Raw genomic sequence first — 19,891 nt, forward strand, 5'->3', positions numbered from 1 at the left:
CAACACCAATCTGAAAGAGGTGTTGGATCATGCGCAGTTCGACGCGCCGATCGCGGAAAATGGGCCCAGAGGGCTTGGTTGAGAAGAAGCCCTTGTACGTTCAGCTCATGAAAGAAGGCCACTCCAACTCGGCAGCATGCAGGATTCTTGGAATCCACAAAAACACGGGCAGGCGTTGGTTGCATGGACGCAACGGGGTCGAGGGTCTGGTGCAGCAGGGCTTGGACCCGAGACCTGATAAAGCGGTTCCGGCCTCAACCGTCTCCAGCCGCTATTTGTCAGAGAACGAACGCATCTTCATTGCCGACCGGTTGCTGGCTAAAGCGAGCCTTCGATCTATCGCCCGCGATCTCGGCCGGCCACCCTCCACAATCAGCAGAGAGCTGGCCAGAAACCGACCGGACTCTCGTCGCTATCATCCGTTCCGCGCCCAGCAAATGGCACAGAAGAGAAGGCCACGACCCAGGCTGGCAAAGCTTGCTGGGGATGATGAGCTCAGGGACTACGTCGTGGCCTGTCTATCGAAGCGGTGGAGCCCTCAGCAGGTCTCCCAGGCCCTGAGGGAACGGTTTCCTGGAGAAAAGCACCGGCACCTGGCTCATGAAACGATCTACCGTGCGCTCTACCAACTGAGCATCCGCCCCGTTCCGGCGGGGTCTGCTCGCCTGCTGCGTTCGGGTAAGTTCAGCAGGCGACCCAGGTCCAGGACCAAGGTGAAGCCACGCCAGTACATTACTGATGCTTTGAAGATCGGAGACCGCCCAGCCCACATTGCCACCAGAGAGGAAGCTGGCCATTGGGAGGGTGACCTCATCATGGGGAAGGGAAACAAATCAGCGATAGTGACGCTGGTTGAACGCTCTTCTCGACTCCTCGTCGCTTTCGTTCTCCGTCCAGGGAGCAGATCCGACAACATGCGGGACCAGCTCATCGAAGTGCTCGGTGTCATGCCGGCTACCTTGCGGAGGACGTTGACGTGGGACCGGGGATCAGAGATGGCCAAGCACGCCGAGGTCACAGCTGCGCTGGGGACGCTGGTCTACTTCTGCGATCCGGCCAGTCCCTGGCAGCGCGCATCAAACGAGAACGCCAACGGCCTACTTCGTCAGTACTTTCGGAAGGGAGATGACCTAAGCACCATCAAACCGGCGGATGTACTCTTCGCCGCGGCGGAGATCAACAGCCGCCCCAGATCTGTGCTGAATTGGTCCAGCGCATCCGCCAAGTTCGCGACTTATCACGCCGCGGCGGCCAAGTTGGCAGGATCCGGTTCCTCCGTCTCGTAAGGAGATCCTTTACCCAAACGCCCCGCTGCTCGAAGCTTGTCCCGTCGAGCGCTAGTCTCACTCCATGAAGCGTCGGTGGGCACTACTCCTTGCAGTCGACAGCGTTGTCGCAGTCTTGGCAGTCATTGCTGTGATTGGCGGCGTGTCCCGTGTTCCCCGTGTGTGCCCAGCCATTGGTTATGCCTATACGGGTCCCGTGGAGTTAGTGTTTTCCTCCGCGCCGGCGTCGGTTGCGGCTTGTTTTGGGGAAGGGTGCGTGCCTGAGCCGGTGGCACAGAATGATGAGCGGAAGTGGCTAGTGCCCCAATCCGCGCCTTACCTGATCGCGCCTGTAAGCGTGACTTCGATCCACGTTGAGGCCGCAGCTGCGGTTGGCGGCCAAACCGCGGTTGAACTGCCAGTAGAAACTGAATCCACCGGAGAACATCCCTTCGGAGTTGGATGTGGGGGGCCTTTCAGGTTCAAGCCCGTTCAGGTCACCTTTAACTGAGGACGTCGGCTAAAGGATCCGCCACTGGGAGTCGGGCAAGTGAGATCTTCGGTGTGTTGAGGGCAGAAGTGGCTTCCGCGTGTTGGAAACCTTCCCGGACTGGTGTCCAGGTGCGATGCTAAAGGCGCGAGCACCGCTTATAGCGGTTGCAAAAATTGGGGGACAAAAACATGCAACGGAACAATCCGAAGAATGCAGCGCCATCATATGCCAAGAGAACTTTTCTCCCGGTTTCCGGTTTGGTTGGAGTTGCTGTTATTACACTACTCTGTGGCTGCTCGACTTCCGATCCGCAGAAGGCATCAAATGCTGCTTCGCCGGCTCGGACGGGAGCCAGTCAGGCTGCTGCACCACCTGACTCCATTCCCAGCGCAAATGGCCGGGACAAGACTGCCGACTTCAAGACAGCAAAGAAGAACGCGCCATGGTTGGGCAAAATCAAATCCGTAACCGAAACCGAAGCGGGCAGGATTCGCATCGAAACCAGCCTCGTGGATCCTCGCGGCGCTGACGGTGGCGAGGAGGCCAAGAGCGCGATCGCCATCTGCGAATCAGTAGTCTCTCTCTTCGGTCCGAGCTACGTGTCGGTTCTTGAGGATGATGGCACCAATTTCGTCCTGTTCGGACACCCCTCGGTACCTAGGGGTGCTTGCGCTGAAGTCTGACTAGGACGAGGATCTATGGATTTAGCTGGACACATCGTTAGGGAAATTGATCGCTACTGGGCGGATGAGGTGAATATTCTCGGTTACTGGCAGGACGGGCCGGCTACGGTCTGGGGTGTGTATCGCCGCACTATTGACCCCACGGTGGTGCTGGGACGTCGGCTCGCATTTCACTCAGAGGCGGCGGATGGCACCGTTGAGGGCTTTGCACGTGATGTGGCCATAAACATGGCCGAGCCAATTGGTCGTGCCGCCAGCCGTCCTGATCAACACGGGGTTGTCTGGGTGGGCGTTCCCAAGGACCGCCGGATCCCTGAGCCTCCGAGCGAGGTCTTGCAAATCCTGAGGAACAATGAGTCCAGCTAGCTTCCGATTCCTAATGTCCGAGATTTCGAGAGGCTAGTACCTGCATCAGAGCGCTGTCCTCGTTCGCTCCACCCAGCCCGTAAGCCGGTCCCCCACGGGCCGTTTCAGAGCAGGGATTCCTGGAGAAGGCCAATGAGTCTTACTCATCCCACAAGACTCGCCTGCAAAATTACCCGGTGACGGCGCCCGAAGGGCCACCCTCACACCCGAGAGTAGTACTGGTATTCGATCCCCGAATCAGCAGGTATGTTCAAGGCAACCCCCTGTTGCAACGTCCATGAGAAACCGCCCTGTCCCCATTGTGTACAACCCGCCCCGGCTTAGCCTCCCGAAACCCGCTCATGCACGAATGTCCGGCCCCCGGAGTACACTCAGTAACTACTCGAACATATATTCGAAAAAAGGTGTGTCGTGGGCGTTATCGTCGGTCCCCGTGTGATAGACGCGGGCGTTTCTTTGTTGTCGGTGCTGGTCTCTCTGGTGTCGGTGGCGGCGGGCTTTCCGTCGCCGGCGCAGGACTACTTTGACGGCCGGATTGACCTGAACGCACACCTGATCAAGGACATCACCAGCACCTACGTCGTGCGGGTGTCCGGGGAATCGATGGAAGGTGCGGGCATCAGCGACGGGGACGAACTGATCGTCAACCGGGCGCTGGAACCGCACGACGGGTGTGTGGTCGTCGCGGTCTTGGACGGGGAGCTGACCATCAAGCGGCTGCGCATCACTCCCACGGGCGTGGTCCTGCAGGCAGAGAACCCTGCCTACCCTGACATCGAAGTGCCGGCCCTGTCCGACCTGACGATCTGGGGCGTTACTATCCGATGCCTCCATCACGTTTAGGCCCGGTGATGTCTAAGCCGGCGTTGATGCGGCGGATGCCGCAGATCGCGCACGTGGACGTGAACTGCTTCTACGCCTCCGCGGAGCGGGCGTTCGACCCTTCCCTGGAGGACAGGCCGGTGATCGTGCTGTCCAACAATGACGGGTGCGCGGTGACCCGCTCCCCCGAAGCCAAAGCCTTGGGCATCGGCATGGGTGAGCCCTGGTTCAAGCTCGCCCCACGGGCGAAGGAATGAGGCCTGGTCGCGTTGTCCAGCAACTACGAGCTGTACGGGGACATCAGCGCCCGGGTGATGGAGCTGCTGGGCCGGTACTCGGCCTGGCTGGAGGTCTACAGCATCGACGAGGCCTTCCTCGGTGTCAAAGGCACCCCCGCCGAGCTGCTGGCATTGGGCAGGTCCATGAAGGCGGCGGTCCGGCGGAACGTCGGAGTGCCGGTCTGTGTCGGGATCGCGCCGACGAAGACCCTGGCGAAGCTGGCCAACAAGTGGGCGAAGAACAACAAGGCCTTCGCCGGGGTGTGCCACTGGGACTCCGTGCCTGCCGCGGAGCGGGAGGCGTTGTTGGGCCGGCTGTCCGTGGAGGAAGTATGGGGCATCGCCGGGCGGCTGACCAGGCGGCTGAACGTGATGGGCATCTTCACCATCGCCGACCTGGTCCGGGCCGACCCGGTCGCTATCCGGGACAAGTTCAACGTGGTGATGATGCGCACCGTCCTGGAACTGCAAGGCACGCCCTGCATCCCCATGGAGGAGGAACGGATTGGGCGGGACCAGCTGATCTTTTCCCGCTCCTTCGCCAAACCCATCACCACGGCCGCCGGGATCCGGCAGGTCATGAGCGTGTACGGGCAACAGGCATCGGCGCGGCTGGCCAAGCACGGGCTTCAAGCCAAGGTCCTCACCGCGTTCGCCGGTACCTCGCACTTCAACCCCAACGACACTTCCTACCCCTCCGTGTGTGTGCCGATGCCGATGCCGACCGCTGACCCGGTGATCCTGACTAAAGCCGGTCACGCGCTCCTGCCCCGGATTGTCGAGGGCGTCCGCTACGCCAGGGCCGGGATTATGGTCACCGACCTGCGTCCTACCGGGAACCAGGCACCGCTGTCACTGTTTGAGAACCCTCACGAGGAACGCCACATCGGAACCCTGCTTGAAGACGTCACGCGCCGGTATGGCCGCGGGTCCATTGGCCTTGGTCACGGCGGGATCCGGGGCGGGCCTGACTGGACCATGAAACGCGACATGCTCTCCCCCAGATACACCACCCACTGGGACGAACTCCCCCTCGTCAAAGCCGCCTAACCGGCTGCTCTCTGCACCACCCAGAAAGACAACAAGCACATGACCATCACCCCAGAAGCTCCCACCTTCAACGCCCCGGTGGACGTCCGGTTCACCACCGCCGGCACACCACTGGCCGTCCGCTACGACGGCCAGATTTGGGCTGTGGCGGCCGAGCCGATGCACTGGTTTACTCGGGACTCATGGTGGGAAACCCGCCGGAGCGTGTCCGTGGGCGTCGGCAACGTCGTGGACATTGAACACTGGCGCGTACAGGTCCGCCTTATCTACCCTCTGGTGGGGTTCCCAGCCACGTGTGTTCTGAACTAGGGTCGTCTCGGAACGCACGGATTATCTACCCTTGACGAGGTACGTTCGCATGGCCCAGTCCCCGATTCCGCTTCCGTCGACTAACCACCCGAACTTCCCGATTTCACGGCACTGGATTGCCTTCAGGGTCATCCACAAGACTGGTGGCCCGTCGTGGACAGTGGTGGATTCCTCCACCTACGAGCTGCATCCTGAGGCCAGCCCCTACCTGCATTACCTGCTGGGTTCTGCCCGCTCGACCAATACCATTCGTGCGTACGCGCAGCGTCTTGCCGCGTTCTTCACCTGGCTTGGCCCCGCCCGATTGGACTGGACGGACGGGATTCCGGTGGTCTCCCGGTTCATCCGGGAGCTCGCCGTCTCAGCGTTGTCCGCTCCGAGCGGGAGCGGGGAGTACCGTGAGCCGCGCTACCGGAGCGGGAAGACTGTGAACCAGTACGCCGCGGCAATAACGCAGTTCTACATGTGGGCGGCCCGCAGTGATCTGATCAGCGAAAAGACGGCCGGAGGTTTCTACGAGACCAGGATCGCCTACGGCTTTTCCGGTGACCGGCTCCTGCCTGGCCAGATTTCCAAGGCCCGAGCGGTACGGGTGAAGGAAGTCGAAGAAGCACCGAAGCTGATCGATGAGCCCGCTGTGGAGTCATTGCTGGGGTCCATCGCGAACCGTCGTGACCATTTCCTGGTGGCGCTGATGCTCGAGACAGGAGTCCGAATCGGTGAAGCGTTGGGGTTGAGGACAGAGGATCTGCATCTGTTTCATGACTCCCGCGCCCTCAAGTGCTCGTCAGCCGGGCCGCACATCCACATTCGGCGGCGGCAGAACCCCAATGCCGCCCTGTCCAAATCCTCGAAGCCTCGCACCGTCCCGGTCACCGAGGCTGTGTGCACTCTGTACTACCTATACTTGGAGGACCGCATCGACCGATTAACCCATGATCCCAGCCCGATGGTCTTCGTTAATCTGTATTCCCGGGCCTACGCCGGGGAGGCGCTGAAGTACTCCAACGCCGTAAAAATGTTCTACCGGACTTCGGGCCGTACGGGGCTCCGTGTGAACCCGCACATGACAAGACACACGGCGGCCACCCGCTGGAAGCGTGCCGGCGTTCCGGCGCGGGACGTTCAGGAACTGCTCGGGCACCGCAGCGCCACCTCCCAGTTCATGTACGAGCACGCCACCGACCAGGACCTCCGCGACGCCATCGAAGGCGTCAGGTTCGGTACGCCGAGGCCCTCATGAGTATTGGACCATCGACCGCCTCCAAACTTGATCCGGTCCCGGCTCCGGCGGAGCCTGTTGACCCGGCCGTGGACCTTTCGGCTTTCCAGAACATCCTTGCCCGGGAAATCCCGGCTGATTGGCGGCCCGGTGAATGGGACGGTGCGGCCTGGGTCTTCACCGGTACCCCGGGCCACCTGGGCACACTCGTGAACCGCTGCAGGTTCCCCGGCTGCCATGGCCCCTCATTCACACGCCGCAGCGAGCTGTGCAATGTCTGCACCGGCCGGCACAGTCGGCACACCAAACGCATGGGTGCCATGAGTGCCGAGGCCTGGATCAACGGGGCGGTTGAGCTGCAGGCCACGAATTGGGCATCCCGTGTCGTCCCGATCCTGTGCTCGGTCACGAACTGCACCAACCGCAGTAAGGGCCTCGGAGTGCCTCTGATGGCCGCGACGGAGGGGAATCCCAAGCGATGGCACCAGCAGAAGGACCGGCTTCCTCCGCTGTGCCTGGGCCACCAGCCCCACGGGACAGTCGAGGACATTGAGGCATGGATCGCATCACAAGCCACGAGGCCGGTTGCACCGCCGGAATACTGCGCAGTTCCTTGGTGCGGGTACAAACGTCACCCGGCCAACCAGCTGGGCATCTGCAGGCTGCACGCACAACTGATCAAAGACCAGGGCGAACTGGCCCTGCACCTCGAACGGGAAGCCGTCGTTTCCCTGGAACCTGACGGCTACCGGGAAATCCACGCCCCTGTACCCAGGCCTGGCGGGTACAGGCTCGACCTTGGCCCGCTGCAACGGCGGCACGCGGGACTGGCCACGGAGCTGCTGTGGTCCCTGCAGCATCAGGACGGCCTTGGTTTCCCAATCAATATCGTCACGACCAGGGCCCTCATGGCCTCGGCGCTGGAGTTCCCGCCTGCCACGACATCCTTCCTGAACGCCGACAGCCGAGCCCTCACAGAGGGCCGCCTCCTGCGTTCCGTCAACGCCTGGTCCATGTTCAGGGTCGTGCGTGCCAGGCTGCTGGAACGCTACGTCCCCTGGTCGACCAACGGTGATCTTCTTCAATCCGACCTCGTCCCGTTCGGGCTGCTGACGACCTCGTCCAACCGGCGTGCATCCACACGTTCCATGGCGGCCCTGGATTTCCGGCCCATCAGACTGGAGTGGGCGCGGCAAATGGCCAAGCTGTGGATCCTGGAACGATCCACCACGGAAACCTCCCCGACGACCCTGATCACTCACGTCGCACGGCTCTGCACCGATTTCGTCGTCCAATGTACGGTGCGGAACCTCCCCCCGCCAACTAACGCCTCCGAACTGACCCGGGACCACGGCAAAGTGCTGGCACAGGCCCTGGCGGGCATGACCCGGCTCGACGGGCAGCCCCTGTCCAGCAGCTACAAACGGTTCCTTGGATCGACGCTGACCGGCATGATCGACTACGCCCGAAAAAACTCGGACCTGTTCGAACACACCAGCCTCTCCTTCGCCCTCGACTACGACCTGCGGATCCCCATCGGGGACAGCCCAGGGGCAGACTCCGACGATGAGACCGGCCGAGCAGTTCCCGAACCCGTCATCGAGTACCTCTTCGAGCAGTTGCCCACAGCACAGGTCTCTAACCCGGCATCAGCCGCTGCCCCCAACGAAGTATACAAAGCAGCGTTCACCTGCTATATGACCCTCCTTCGTGATGCCGGACGCCGGCCCGGCGAAACGGCCGGCCTCCGCCGTGAATGCCTCAGCTACGACAACACCGGCCAAGCCACCCTGCTATGGCACAACGACAAAGGAAGACGCAGAGGTCGGCGGTTGCCCATCTGGGAGGAAACCGCCCAGGCCCTGGAATCCTGGTTCACCATCCGGGACCATCACGCCGCGGGGGCACCGGCCGGACAGCAGGAATGGCTCTTTCCAACGTTCCGGCCCCGAGCCCGGGACAAACACCTGAAGACAGCCTGGTTCAACAAACGGCTCCGCGACTGGGTCGATCAACAGCTCCCCGAGCTGCCTGGCCCGAAGAACGGAACCGGAGCCGGCATCCCCTTCCGGAAAACAGATGTATTCGCCTACGCGTTCCGGCACTCCTACTGCCAACGCCTGGCCGACGCCGGAGTCCCGCAGGAAACCCTCCGCCGCCTCATGGACCACAGATCCGCCGACACAACTGCGCAGTACTACACGGTGACCAACGCACGAAAGCGCAAAGCCATCGAGTCCGTAAAGAGGCTCTCCTTCGATACTCACGGCGCCCACGCCCCAGTCGCGGAAGAGCTGTACTCCATGGCCGCCGTCGCCGTGCCGTTCGGCAACTGCACTGAACCAACCAACATCAAAGCCGCTGGCAAGGCATGCCCTGCCCGCTTCCAGTGCGGCAGCTGCACGTTCTTCCGGTCTGACCCCTCCCATCTGCCCGACCTGATTGCACATTTGGAACGGATGAAAGAGGACCTCGCTTGGCAGATCGCCCAAAACCTACGGCCGTCACTGATCACGGACACCAAGAACGAGATCGCAGCCTTCACAACCCTCCTCCGGGGACAGGAATCGCGCCTGGCCGGCCTGCCCGACAGCGAACGCGAGTCGCTTGTGGAAGCCTCCGCCGTGCTGCGCCGGCTCCGCACAGCCCTACCGACTGCCATTGAAAAGCCCTTCATTCCGGTCGGAAGCCTGCGGATCCGACCGGAGCGGAACGAGGACGACGCATGATCGCAGCGTCAGCGCCCAAGTCAGCGGCCATGGTGCAACAACGAAGGAAGGACAGCAAAGCTAAGAGACAGGCAGTGCTGGCCGCGATTGAGGCGATGGAACGCGCGCGCAGGCCCATCACAGTCGCGGAGGTTGCCCGCCGCGCCCGTGTCAGCACTTGGCTTGTGCGGCAGGAGCCCCTGATGACAGCGGTTAGGAAAGCCCAGACCGGCGGTGCCAGGCAGAGCTCCGCACCAGGAGAGAGGAACACCTCCTCCACTTCACTACAGGTCGAACGTGACCTCCTGCGCCAGGAGAACCAGCGGCTCCGCCACGAGCTCAGAAGAAGTCAGCAGCGCATCTCTGAACTGCTCGGGGACCAGATCGATGGCACGGATGCCCACTCCCAAACTCGCCGTGTTGACGAATTGACGGACCAGAACGCCGCGCTCTCCCGGCTAGCGAGCGACGCGACTCAGGAAACCCATCGGTTCCAACAAGAGCTCGCGGGCCTGACATCAGATCTTGAAGCCGCCCACAGTGTCAACCGATCGCTCATCGCTCAACTCAACCGCACTGCTAAACCGGGCCCAGCAGGCTGACCTGCATAGCGCCCCGCCCCTCAGGTCTTCGGGATCGCAGATCTCCTTGAGCCGGGCGGGCAGTTGCCGGGGACGACGAGGACGGGGCGCTGCTGAGTGCGGGCCAGGGATGCGGAACGAATCCCTTCAAGGAGTCTGACCGCCCATACCAGGGATCCTGTCCGGTCAGCGCCCACAACGAGCAACGATACACACGTGTTGTCCACCAAGCGGCTGAGGGCCTTGGCAACGTCGGCGTTCAGCGCGCGAAAGGATCACCTCTCTCCGGGCTTCCCGAGCAGGATCTCCAAACTTCGTTGCAGAAGGATGGGCGGAAAGTCGGCCTCTTTATTGATGGCCGGGTCCAGCGAAAGAGCTGTCCGTTGGCGGTCCGGCTCCCATTCCGGCAGCCAACTTGCCGGGTCCACAAACGCGCAGACGAGGTGCCGTTCCAGGACGGCTGCGCGAGCGAAAACGGGCCCCGGCGCCCAGCAGACTCACATCGTCGGCGAGAGCTGGCTGGCAGGGGAGCCTGATGCTCGGCGTCGCCCTATTTGAGCCCGGATCGGACAAAGGCGTCCACCACATATCGCTGCAGGAAGATGTAGATCAGGAAAATCGGCAGGCATGCCAAAGCGGATGCGGCCATGATCGCTCCCCAGTTATTGCCTTCGGCGCCGAGGAAGCCACGGATGCCCACCTGGATGAGGGCGTCCGATTTTTGCATGATGAGGGATGGCCAGAGGTACTCGTTCCAGGCGCTGATGAAGAGCATGATACCGAGGGCCGCCAGTGCGGGCCGCAGGTTGGGAACCACCACTTCCCATAAGGTCCGCCATGAGGAACGTCCGTCCATTTGGCTGGCATCGAGTAGGTCTTTAGGGAAGGCCTCGAGGTGTTGCCGGAGCATCATCACGGCAAAGGCCGAGCAAAGCTGTGGCAGCACCACGCCGGTGACGGTGTTGAGCAGGCCCATCTGGGAGACCAGCAGGTAGTTAGGGATCATGGTGACTTGGAAGGGCACCAGCCATGAACCGACGAACAACAGGTACAGGACCTTCTTGCCCATGAAGTCCCACCGCGCGAAGCCATAGGAGGCCAGGATGGCCACCAGCAACTGGGATACTGCCAGTGCCAGCGACATACCGAAGGTGTTCGCCAACATGCCGGCAATGGGGATGGTGCCCAGGACGTACTGGAAGTTCTCCAGGCTGAGCGGCCCGGGGAACGGGTTGGTGGAGAGCGCTTCGGATGCGGGCCGGAAGGCGGTGACGAACATCCAGTAGACCGGGAGGATCGACGCCAGGGCCAGCACGATCAACAGAGTGTGGCTGGGGACGACGGACCAGGCAACCCAGTCTGGCAGGCGGTGCCGTGCCGAGTCCTTTCCGGTGCCTGCAGCCGGGGAATCCGCGCTCAAAGGACCGGGCTGCGCCGGTGGGGCGATCGTTATGAAGGCCATCAAGTTTCCCTTACTAATTGTCGTAGAAGCTAAGGCGCTCGGATAGCTCAACGAAGACCAGGGCGATGAGCCCGAATCCCAGGAAGAAAAGCGTTCCAGCAGCGGAGGACAGTCCGGCGTCGAAATTCCTGAAACCGAACTGGTACAGGAGGTAGTAGATGTTGGTGGAGGAATTCCCCGGACCGCCCTGCGTGACGAGGTCGATAATCGGGTAAGTCCACTGTGCAGAGAGCAGGATAGTCATGAGGCTGAGGAAAACGAGGCTGGGCGAGAGCAGCGGGATGATGATCCGCCACGTGATCTGCCGCCCACTCGCGCCGTCGATGGAGGCAGCCGCTGCGTAGTCGGGGCTTATGCCGGCCAGCCCTGCGGAAACAACCAGCACCCCGAAGCCCAGCATTTGCCAGCCGACAATCACGATCACAGCAGTCATGGAGCCATCTGGGTCACGGAACACGTTGCCCATCGGCGAGCCCAAGGCTGCTGCGATGGCCGGAATCGTGCCTCCTTCGGGTGCGAAGAGCCAACGCCAGATAGCGCTGGTGGCAACCGGTGTGATGAGGAACGGGACGAAGATCAGCGCCTGGTAGGCGGTGCGGGCGCGGCCCTGGACCTTGCGGGACAGCAACGCGAAGACAAGCGGCAAGGCCACGGAGATCCCCAGGAACGCGAGGATGTAGAGGCCGGTGTTCAGCAGCGCCTGATGCAGTTCCGGCAGGCTCAAGACCTTTGCGTACTTCTCGACGCCCACGAATTGCTTGGGCTTGGTGGGGATCAAGTTCCAGTCGTATAAGGACAGGTTGACGGTCTGTCCAAGCGGCCAGTAGGTCCAGACAAGAAGAAGGATGACCGCCGGAAGGATGTAGAAATAGGGGTTCCATGTGCGGCCGGCGGCACGGCTGGGGACCGGGCGTCCGGCCGGGCCGGCAGGGGCGATGCCCGCTGCCGGCCCGGAGGTTTCAATGAACACTGTTTGTCTTCTTCCCGTGAAGTTCCGTATTAGCGGGTGGTCCCGGCGAGCTCGCCTTCCACGGCGATCACGTCAGAAGCCTTGACGTCCGGGGTGTAGTCCGCTCGCATTGCTTCAGTGACCTCCTCCAAGGACATCTGCTGGTATGCGGCCATCTGCCCTGCAGAGACGGTGTACACGCTGGAGAACTCGCCGATCGGGACTACGGAGTTGAGCAGGCGGTCCTGGTAGACGTGGACGAGGTTGAAGGCCTGGGCGCCGTTCTGTCCCCGTATCGTGTCTCGGGGAACGTTGAGGTCCTGGGTGTAGCAGGTGGCGGATGCGACCGAGACGGGAACCCCGGCGAAGGTGGAGAAGGTTGAGTAGTGCAGGTGGCCGGCGAGGATGCCGCGGACGTCCGTGCCTTGGATGACCTTTTCAAGCCGGCTCTGCTCGCGCAGTTCCACCATCGCCATGATTTCCAGGGGGCTGGGGACCGGCGGGTGGTGCAGCGCGATCAGGGTGCCGTGCGGGGCAGGGGTGGCCAGGACCTCGGAAAGCCACTCGAGCTGCTCATCGGAGATTTCGCCGTGGTGCAGTCCCGGAACGGTTGAGTCCAGGGCGATGATGCGCAGGCCGTTGACGTCGTGGACCATGTCTACGGATTCCTGTCCGGCGTCCGAGTCCAAAAGACCGGCACGGAAGGCGGCACGTTCGTCGTGGTTACCCATGACCCAGATGATCTTGGCGCCGAATTCTTCGGCAACGGGCTCCACGATCTTGCGGAGGCGGACATAGGCGTCGGGGCGTCCGGTGTCCGCGAGGTCTCCGGTGAACACCATGGCTTCCGGCTTGACCTGGGCTTTGACGAAGTCGCGGAACAGCTGGCGGAGGTTCTCGTCACTGTCCACGCTGCCGTGCAGGAGGTCGTTGTCGGCGACGAAATGGGTGTCGCTGATGTGGAGGATGAAGTGGTCGGGGGCTGCGTGCTGGGGTTCGATCGTCATGGCGTTACTCCTGGTGCTAGTGGGCGGTGGGGACGGTGGGGACTGTGAGGACGTCACGAAGGCGCTGAAGGTCGGCGTTACTGAAACCGTGCGCGGTGAGAAGGCCCTCGGCGCTGCCGTAGCTTTCCTCCACCAGGTTCAGCGTGGTGCTCAGAACAGCGGCGGGGCTGGCGGAGATGATCTCCCGCAGGTTTTCGCCTACGGCTTCGAGACCTGGATGCTTGGCAAGTGCGGCCAACATCATTTCGCTCCAGTCCCCGGCCAGGTTGGCCTCGGTGGCCGCGTAATCGCGGATCACGTGCTCGCGGTCGACGCCAGCGGCAAGCAGGGCGAGTGCGATCACCACGCCGGTCCGGTCCTTGCCCGCGGTGCAGTGCACCAGGACAGGATCGGCTCCGGAATCGGCAATCAAGCGGACGGCATCGGTCAACCGCTGCGCGTAAAGGCTGATCATCAATCCGTAGATGTCCTGCAGGGTGACTGAGTCAGCGGCGCCGGGTATCTTGCCGGAATCGAAGATGGGATTGTGCCGGGATTCGATCGGGAGGCCTTCCAGGCGGCTGGGAGACTGCTCCAATTCGGTCCGGTCCCGCAGGTCAATCACCCTGCGGATTCCCAACTCCGCAAGGTGCGCCCGTCCGGCGTCGGTCAGTTGGTGCAGCCCGTCCGAGCGGAAAAGCTTTCCTTCCCTAACTGTCCGTCCGCTGGCGGCATAGCCGCCGGCGCTGCGGAAGTTGTAGGTACCCTCGACGGCGAGTGGCTGGTTTGCGGTATCGAGGATGGCGTCCTCGGAGGTGATAGTCAACGGGTTTCCTTTCGGGACAGGCAGGTCAGCGCGGGAGAAGGTCCTGAGCGCGGCGCTGTGCCTCGGCCATGGTGGTCTTGGCGTCCTTGCCGTAGTACACGACGTCCTCGATGGCTGTGGCCAGGATGTCGTCCACCTGCACATAGCTGTTTCCGGGGTAGGAAACCCAGGGCTGGAGGCGGTCAAGCTGGGCGAGGTTCGGAGCGAGGAGCGGGTTCTTCTGGGCCCAGTCATAGAGGGCACCGCCCTGTTGCGTCAGCGACGTCCGCAGCGGAAGGTAGCCGATCTTGCTGGAGATCTGTTCGTAGGCGTGATCGCTGGTCATGAACTTGATGAGTTCCCAGGATGCGCGCTGCTTCGCCGGATCTTGGCCGAGGATGAAGAGGGCTGAGCCGGAGTTCGTGGGAACGGAGGGCTTGTCGCCGAAGCCGGGCATACTGGCGGCCTTGAGCTGCCAGCCTGACTTGGCAGCGCTGGACATGAACATTCCCTGCATGGCGGACGTGGTCAGCTGGAGAGCCGTCTCGCCCTTCGCGAACCCTTCGTACATGCTGCTTGAGTCGCTGTTGCGCAGCACTCCGGCCTTGTACAGGTCGGCGAGCTTGGCCACGGTGTCCGCCGCGGCGTCGGAACCGAAACCGATGGTCTTGCGATCATCGGAGAGGACCTCGGCGCCGTTGGACTTGAAGACTCCCTGCATGCACCAGTTGCCGCCCTTGACGGAGCAGGAGATGTCAAGCGAAGGCTTGCCGGTCTTGGCGGTTACTGCCTTGGCAACGGTCAGCACCTTGTCCCAAGTGGAGAGATCGACGTCGGCAGGCAGGCCTGCCGCCTCCAGCTGGGTTGCGTTGTAGAACAGGACGGGCGTGGAGAACACGTAGGGGATGCCATAGGTCTTGCCGTTCCAGTTGGCGAGAGTCTTCGCCTTCTCGTGGAAGGGGTGTGCGCCGTCGAGGTGCGCATCCACGGCATCCTGTCCAACCAGCTCGCTGATGGCGTTCGCCCCAAGCTGGGTGGCGGCGAAGTCCAGCGAGTCGAAGGTGAGCTGCGCGACGTCGGGGGCTTTTCCGGCCAGCAACTGTGTCTGGACGCTGCTGACTGTGTTGGAACCTACGGCTCCGCCGCCTTGGGGCGCCTGAGCCGTCACGTGGATGTTGGGGTATTCCTTTTCGAAGTCGGCGATTAACCCTTTGACGGTTTCCGTCCAAACGCCGGCTTGGGCGAGGTTGTAGCTCTCAAAGGTGATGTCCACCTGCTGGTCGGCGGTGAGTTCGGGGATCTTGGCCGCCACGGAGCTGGCCTCGGTAGAGCCACCACAGGCGGCGAGGGTCAGGGCGGCTGTGCCGGCCATGATGGTCAGTGCAAGGGAACGGAGAGTTCGCACGGTTTTCCTTCGGTGTTGGGGAGGGAAGGGCGTAGGTGGGGGTCTGGAATCTTGCTGGTGGCTGCCTAGGCCACGGGTGCCGGTACCGACGAGGGCTGCCATTCGAGGCGACGCCCGCTGGCGCGGTCAAACAGGTGCAGCCTGTTGGCGTCCGCACTCAGGACCACGGCGCTGCCGGTGTCCCAGTGCTCGCTCCGGGAGGCTCGGACGGCCACGCGCTTGGGGCCAACGCGGCAATAGATCACTTGCTCACTGCCCAGGTTTTCGGACAGTTCGACGACGCCGCGAAGCGCCGCTCCGGCGCTCGGCGCGGCAGCTGCCGAACCGGGAGCATTGATCATGAGGTGCTCGGGACGGATGCCCAGCACAATGTCCCGCTGAGGTGTTGCACCGGGCCACAGCACGGCTTCCACCGAGGGCCCCATGACGATGATCGAACCATCACTGGTGCCCAATTCGGCGTCGAGCAGGTTGGTTGCCGGGGACCCCAGGAAACCGGCGGCAAAGATGGAAGCCGGCTTGTCGTACAGCTCTTCGGGCGTGCCAAGCTGTTCCAACTGGCCGCCGTTGAGCAGGGCGATCTTGGTAGCCATGGTCATAGCCTCCACTTGATCGTGCGTGACATAGATGAAGGTCGCCCCTAGCCGCCGGTGAAGTCCGGCGAGCTCCTGGCGCGTCGCCGTCCGCAGCTTGGCGTCGAGATTGGACAACGGCTCGTCCATGAGGAACGCCTTCGGCTCACGGACCAAAGCACGGGCCACGGCGACGCGCTGGCGCTGCCCACCTGACAGCTCCCTGGGCTTGCGGTCCAGAAGGTGTCCGATCTCCACCATCTCGGCGACAGCCTGAACGCGCTCCTTGACGAGCTGCTTGTCAGCCCGCCGTACGTTCAATGGAAACGCAAGGTTCTTGGCCACACTCAGGTGCGGGTACAGGGCGTAGCTCTGGAACACCATGGCCAAATCCCGTTTCTTGGATGGCTCGGTGGTGATGTCCCGGCCGTCCAGCTCAAGCGTTCCCGACGTCGGGTCCAGCAGTCCTGCGATCATTCGAAGCAGGGTGGTCTTGCCGCAGCCGCTGGGGCCGAGCAGGACCAGGAAATCACCGTCTTCAACGGTGAGCGAAACGTTTTTTACCGCCGTCACGTCCTTGAACGAACGCGAAAGCTGGTTGAGCACTAGTCGGCCCACGAGCACCTCCAGGGAAACGATATTTCCTAAATCGATGTGTTTAGGAAACGTCTTACCTAGGAAGGTTGCAGTCCGCAGATTAATTCGTGGTGCTCAATGGGCGAACTTCGCGGGAGGCCGCGGAAAACATTGGATTCCCTCAGGCACGTGGCCTACTCGGGCTCTTCACCGACGATGTGCAGGACCTCCTCAAATACGGCAGAGCGGGCCCGGTCCACCTCCGGAGAATTGCCAGTAACAGCGGCATGGAGCGCGGATAGAATCAGCATCTGCACGATGTTCCCGATGGGCAGCTGGTCCTGCCAGTGATGGAATTCGGCGCCGGCCACCAGCGAGTGCGTCGAAAGTTCCGACAGCGCCGACCTCGCGTAGCTGGTGACTCCAATAACGGTGGCCCCTCGTTCCAGGGCGATCCGGGCCCCGCCCAAGGTGAAGCCGTTCAGGCCACTGTCACTGACGGCGATGCAGACATCCCCCTGGCTCAGGAGCTTGGCTGTGATGTGCTGCGAGACGATGTCCCCGGGTGCCTCGCACACGACTCCTGTGGAAAGGCACCGCAAGGCAAAGGACTTCGCCGGGGCGACCGAAGCGCCATTGGCCACCACGAGCAGTCTGTTGGCTGACCGGATAGCATCCGCGGCCACGGCGAAAGCCTCGAAGTCGAGGGAAGCCAAGGCGCTCCGGATGTCGTGCGCGGCGCGGGAGAAGATCCCGGAGACCAGGTGCTCGGAGGTGCCCGGAGTCCCCGTTGCTGCCCATCCTTCAAGCTCCGCGTTATCTCGTGCAGCCGCGCCCAGGTCTCGCAAAAGGACCTGCCGGAGATGCTGGAAGCCGTCAAAGCCGAGTCGCTTGCAGGCCCGCACGACGGTGGCAGGCGATGTTGCAGTCACCGCCACAAGGTCGGCCACGGACATTGTGGCGACGGTTTCGGGTGAGTCCAGGCAGAATTGGGCCACTCTCTGCTCGCTGGGCACCAGCGAGGGAAAGATCGACATGATGTGGGCACGGGAGCCGCCCACTGGTGGCTCCGCTTTGTACGGGTTCATCGGGCCTTCATATCAGATCCACTTGAACAGCAAGCTCGCCTCGTATCAACTGGCAACAGCCTCGTGCGACCCACCGCGGCGTAAAGCACCCGCGCCGCCACACTCCCCTCCCCTCCGAACGCCGGCGTTGGGCTGACGCCAGTGGACAGGGATGGAGGCGGTCACGTTCCGTTCCGTTTTCGTGCCGAACGTGGCTCACATCGAGATTCGCCGCTGAACAGGCCAAACATTACCCTTAGGGCAGATAATCCGCCACACCTCGGACTCGCCGCTGCGGACCTTCGAACTGCGCCGCGATCCCCTGTCTGAGCAGTGGCTGCTGGAGGCAATCACTGACAACTGATCCCAGCCCTGCGTAGCGTAGGGCCATGGACCACATAGCCGGGTTACCGGCTGGGCTTACCCCGCCGGTGAAAGTCGCGCTGGCCCGCGCCATCACCACGATGCCCCGCGGTGACGCATCCCACGGGGCCCTGATGTTTGAGCCCAAGTGGGACGGGTATAGATGTGTGGCAGTCAGGGATGACCACGGCGCCACCTTGTGGTCCCGGCAAGGGAAGGAACTTACTGGGTACTTCCCTGAACTCTGTTTTGCGGTTGCTTCGGCCGTCCCACCGGGATGTGTGATCGACGGCGAAGCCGTGATCTGGAGCCAGGGCCGGCTGAACTTCGACGCCTTGCAGCAGCGCCTGGGTGCAGGACCAAAAACCCTGCCCGGGCTGGTCATGGCAGCGCCTGCCAATTATGTTGCCTTCGACGTCTTGTCCATCGCGGGGCACGACGCGAGGAATCTGCCTTTGAGTGACCGGCGGGCGCTCCTGGAAGAACTAGCCACGGGCTGGGAACCGCCGCTGTCCCTCTCCCCCGCCACCACGGACCGTAGTGTTGCCGAACAGTGGCTCGAAGACCTGCCGCATACAGGTATCGAGGGACTGGTACTTAAGGGAATGAACCAGCCCTACACGCCCGGTGTCCGTTCCTGGTTGAAGCTCAAGCACAGGGAAACCCTGGAGATTATCTGTGGCGCAGTGATCGGGTCGATCACCCAACCCTCCGAGGTCGTCGCCGGTCTGATACTGGACGGCGAGCTGCGGATCGTCGGCCGGTCCACAGCACTGAAGGCGAGGGAAGGCCGGGAACTGGCCCGTTGGCTGCAGCCGCCGAAGGATGAGCATCCTTGGCCGGCGATTGTGAAAGGTACGGCGCTGGACAGGTTCAATCGGGACAAGGAGCCTGTGGCGCTGACTCTGGTGGAACCCGTGGTTGTTGAGGTCTCCGCCGACACTGCCTGGTCCGGGCGGTCCTTCAGGCATTCCTTGCGCATACTCCGGGCTCGGCCGGAGCTATCCCCTGCCGATGTCGTCCTGCCGGGCCGTCTTCACGCGGGTTAGTCCTTGCGGATGGCTATAAGGTTTTGGCCGTCTTCCAGAAGCGCGTAGAGGTTTTCGCGTGCTTCTTCGTAGGTGTCGCTTTCGGCCTCGATGTGGTTGTAGCTGCCGTCCGGGTTTGTAACAGTGCCCGTGAGTATCACCGCATGAGTCTATTTCGCTGAAGGTTCGGCGGGCTCGATAAGCTCCGGCCCGTTGTTGCGCACGCTGTTCACCCTGGGGCTGACGATCCGGGGTATCAGGGTCGGGTCCGGCAGGGAATCCAGCAGGTGCTGGATGTCGTTCTTATCCGTCAGGTCCGGGTCGAGCCATTCCGCGAAGCGGCCCTGCGGGATGATCACCGGGGATCTGTCGTGGACGTGCCCCAGGGCGTCCTGCGTGGTCGTGGTCAGCACTGTGCAGCTGAGCAGCCACCTTTCCGGGTCATCCTCCGGCAAAGAGGGATCAGCCCACCACTCATACAGGCCGGCGAACCCCAGCAACGGCTCCTTTTCCGAGTACAAGTAGTTGGGGATCTTCTTGCCGTCCTCGGTCTTCTGCCACTCGTAATAGCCCTCGGCAGGTACGATTGCCCGGCGCTTCACTGCCGCCTTCCGGAAGGACGGCTTCTCCAGGATGCTCTCGCTGCGGGCGTTGATCAGCTTGGAACCGATCTTGATGTCCTTCGCCCAGGACGGCACCAGACCCCAACGGGCAATGAGCAGATGCCGGTCGATCGTGCCCTCATCCAGGCGTTCGGCTACGATCGGCACAGCCTGGGTGGGTGCCACGTTCCAGCTTAAGGAGGGCGGTGTGCCCTCTACTTCTTTGGCTTCAAAGTGGCTGAGCAAATCTCCGGTGGCTTTGGACATGACATATCTGCCGCACATGAGGCTATTCTGCC

Annotated in this window: 17 protein-coding genes and 2 pseudogenes; 10 read left to right on the plus strand and 9 right to left on the minus strand. The window is 62.5% G+C overall.

Going from position 1 to position 19,891, the window contains the following annotated elements; all coding sequences use genetic code 11:
• Positions 1 to 107 precede the first annotated feature (107 nt).
• The 9 genes and pseudogenes from LFT49_RS21625 to LFT49_RS22770 all read left to right on the plus strand — a co-directional run.
• The gene (locus LFT49_RS21625; RefSeq protein ID WP_237430638.1) at positions 108 to 1,286 is read left to right on the plus strand and encodes an IS30 family transposase; all 1,179 of its coding nucleotides are present in this window, start codon (positions 108 to 110) and stop codon (positions 1,284 to 1,286) included.
• Between the two features lie 660 nt (positions 1,287 to 1,946).
• Complete coding sequence (locus tag LFT49_RS21630) at positions 1,947 to 2,441, plus strand: hypothetical protein (RefSeq protein ID WP_237430639.1); 495 nt, start codon at positions 1,947 to 1,949, stop codon at positions 2,439 to 2,441.
• A 15-nt stretch (positions 2,442 to 2,456) separates the two neighbouring features.
• Positions 2,457 to 2,807, plus strand: a complete 351-nt coding sequence (locus tag LFT49_RS21635) for a hypothetical protein (protein ID WP_237430640.1) — start codon at positions 2,457 to 2,459, stop codon at positions 2,805 to 2,807.
• 411 nt (positions 2,808 to 3,218) lie between these two features.
• Positions 3,219 to 3,650, plus strand: coding sequence for a LexA family protein (locus LFT49_RS21640; RefSeq protein ID WP_237430641.1), 432 nt, complete (start codon positions 3,219 to 3,221; stop codon positions 3,648 to 3,650).
• Positions 3,651 to 3,658: 8 nt separating this feature from the next.
• Positions 3,659 to 4,957: pseudogene (locus LFT49_RS21645) on the plus strand (Y-family DNA polymerase).
• Between the two features lie 39 nt (positions 4,958 to 4,996).
• Positions 4,997 to 5,266, plus strand: a complete 270-nt coding sequence (locus LFT49_RS21650) for a hypothetical protein (RefSeq protein WP_237430642.1) — start codon at positions 4,997 to 4,999, stop codon at positions 5,264 to 5,266.
• A gap of 49 nt (positions 5,267 to 5,315) precedes the next feature.
• Complete coding sequence (locus LFT49_RS21655) at positions 5,316 to 6,509, plus strand: tyrosine-type recombinase/integrase (protein ID WP_237430643.1); 1,194 nt, start codon at positions 5,316 to 5,318, stop codon at positions 6,507 to 6,509.
• Positions 6,506 to 9,217, plus strand: coding sequence for a tyrosine-type recombinase/integrase (locus tag LFT49_RS21660; RefSeq protein WP_237430644.1), 2,712 nt, complete (start codon positions 6,506 to 6,508; stop codon positions 9,215 to 9,217). Before LFT49_RS21655 ends, LFT49_RS21660 begins: the two co-directional genes overlap by 4 nt.
• A 29-nt stretch (positions 9,218 to 9,246) precedes the next feature.
• A pseudogene (locus LFT49_RS22770) lies at positions 9,247 to 9,480 on the plus strand (hypothetical protein); the annotation flags it as partial.
• Between the two features lie 847 nt (positions 9,481 to 10,327).
• Here LFT49_RS22770 and LFT49_RS21665 read toward each other — a convergent pair.
• The 7 genes from LFT49_RS21665 to LFT49_RS21695 all read right to left on the minus strand — a co-directional run bounded on the left by LFT49_RS21665 (position 10,328) and on the right by LFT49_RS21695 (position 17,620).
• Complete coding sequence (locus LFT49_RS21665; protein WP_237430645.1) at positions 10,328 to 11,239, minus strand: carbohydrate ABC transporter permease; 912 nt, start codon at positions 11,237 to 11,239, stop codon at positions 10,328 to 10,330.
• 13 nt (positions 11,240 to 11,252) lie between these two features.
• Complete coding sequence (locus tag LFT49_RS21670) at positions 11,253 to 12,203, minus strand: carbohydrate ABC transporter permease (protein ID WP_442863743.1); 951 nt, start codon at positions 12,201 to 12,203, stop codon at positions 11,253 to 11,255.
• A gap of 35 nt (positions 12,204 to 12,238) precedes the next feature.
• A complete protein-coding gene (locus LFT49_RS21675) occupies positions 12,239 to 13,195 on the minus strand; it encodes a phosphodiesterase (protein WP_237430646.1) in 957 nt (318 codons plus the stop codon).
• A 16-nt stretch (positions 13,196 to 13,211) separates the two neighbouring features.
• On the minus strand, positions 13,212 to 14,000 hold the full coding sequence (locus tag LFT49_RS21680; protein WP_236803027.1) for a tyrosine-protein phosphatase: 789 nt from the start codon (positions 13,998 to 14,000) through the stop codon (positions 13,212 to 13,214).
• A 25-nt stretch (positions 14,001 to 14,025) separates the two neighbouring features.
• Positions 14,026 to 15,384, minus strand: a complete 1,359-nt coding sequence (locus LFT49_RS21685) for an ABC transporter substrate-binding protein (RefSeq protein ID WP_237430647.1) — start codon at positions 15,382 to 15,384, stop codon at positions 14,026 to 14,028.
• 65 nt (positions 15,385 to 15,449) lie between these two features.
• Positions 15,450 to 16,574, minus strand: a complete 1,125-nt coding sequence (locus LFT49_RS21690) for an ABC transporter ATP-binding protein (RefSeq protein WP_236803029.1) — start codon at positions 16,572 to 16,574, stop codon at positions 15,450 to 15,452.
• A gap of 152 nt (positions 16,575 to 16,726) precedes the next feature.
• Positions 16,727 to 17,620, minus strand: coding sequence for a MurR/RpiR family transcriptional regulator (locus LFT49_RS21695; protein WP_237430648.1), 894 nt, complete (start codon positions 17,618 to 17,620; stop codon positions 16,727 to 16,729).
• A gap of 476 nt (positions 17,621 to 18,096) precedes the next feature.
• Here LFT49_RS21695 and LFT49_RS21700 point away from each other — a divergent pair, with 476 nt between their 5' ends.
• Entirely contained in the window at positions 18,097 to 19,011 is a 915-nt protein-coding gene (locus LFT49_RS21700; RefSeq protein WP_336886868.1) for an ATP-dependent DNA ligase, read from the plus strand.
• Here LFT49_RS21700 and LFT49_RS21705 read toward each other — a convergent pair.
• Both LFT49_RS21705 and LFT49_RS21710 read right to left on the minus strand, forming a co-directional pair.
• Positions 19,008 to 19,151, minus strand: coding sequence for a hypothetical protein (locus LFT49_RS21705; protein ID WP_237430650.1), 144 nt, complete (start codon positions 19,149 to 19,151; stop codon positions 19,008 to 19,010). The genes LFT49_RS21700 and LFT49_RS21705 overlap by 4 nt on opposite strands.
• A 9-nt stretch (positions 19,152 to 19,160) precedes the next feature.
• Positions 19,161 to 19,877: an SOS response-associated peptidase gene (locus tag LFT49_RS21710; RefSeq protein WP_272912574.1), complete on the minus strand. Its 717-nt coding sequence runs from the start codon at positions 19,875 to 19,877 to the stop codon at positions 19,161 to 19,163.
• Positions 19,878 to 19,891: the final 14 nt, after the last annotated feature.

The organism is Arthrobacter sp. FW306-06-A (assembly GCF_021870055.1).
Classification (GTDB): Bacteria; Actinomycetota; Actinomycetes; order Actinomycetales; family Micrococcaceae; genus Arthrobacter.

Coding starts and splice junctions, on each gene's coding strand:
- LFT49_RS21625 (WP_237430638.1), top strand. CDS start 108: ATGAAAGAAGGCCACTCCAACTCGGCAGCATGCAGGATTCTTGGAATC.
- LFT49_RS21630 (WP_237430639.1), top strand. CDS start 1,947: ATGCAACGGAACAATCCGAAGAATGCAGCGCCATCATATGCCAAGAGA.
- LFT49_RS21635 (WP_237430640.1), top strand. CDS start 2,457: ATGGATTTAGCTGGACACATCGTTAGGGAAATTGATCGCTACTGGGCG.
- LFT49_RS21650 (WP_237430642.1), top strand. CDS start 4,997: ATGACCATCACCCCAGAAGCTCCCACCTTCAACGCCCCGGTGGACGTC.
- LFT49_RS21655 (WP_237430643.1), top strand. CDS start 5,316: ATGGCCCAGTCCCCGATTCCGCTTCCGTCGACTAACCACCCGAACTTC.
- LFT49_RS21660 (WP_237430644.1), top strand. CDS start 6,506: ATGAGTATTGGACCATCGACCGCCTCCAAACTTGATCCGGTCCCGGCT.
- LFT49_RS21665 (WP_237430645.1), bottom strand. CDS start 11,239: ATGGCCTTCATAACGATCGCCCCACCGGCGCAGCCCGGTCCTTTGAGC.
- LFT49_RS21675 (WP_237430646.1), bottom strand. CDS start 13,195: ATGACGATCGAACCCCAGCACGCAGCCCCCGACCACTTCATCCTCCAC.
- LFT49_RS21695 (WP_237430648.1), bottom strand. CDS start 17,620: ATGAACCCGTACAAAGCGGAGCCACCAGTGGGCGGCTCCCGTGCCCAC.
- LFT49_RS21700 (WP_336886868.1), top strand. CDS start 18,097: ATGTTTGAGCCCAAGTGGGACGGGTATAGATGTGTGGCAGTCAGGGAT.
- LFT49_RS21710 (WP_272912574.1), bottom strand. CDS start 19,877: ATGTGCGGCAGATATGTCATGTCCAAAGCCACCGGAGATTTGCTCAGC.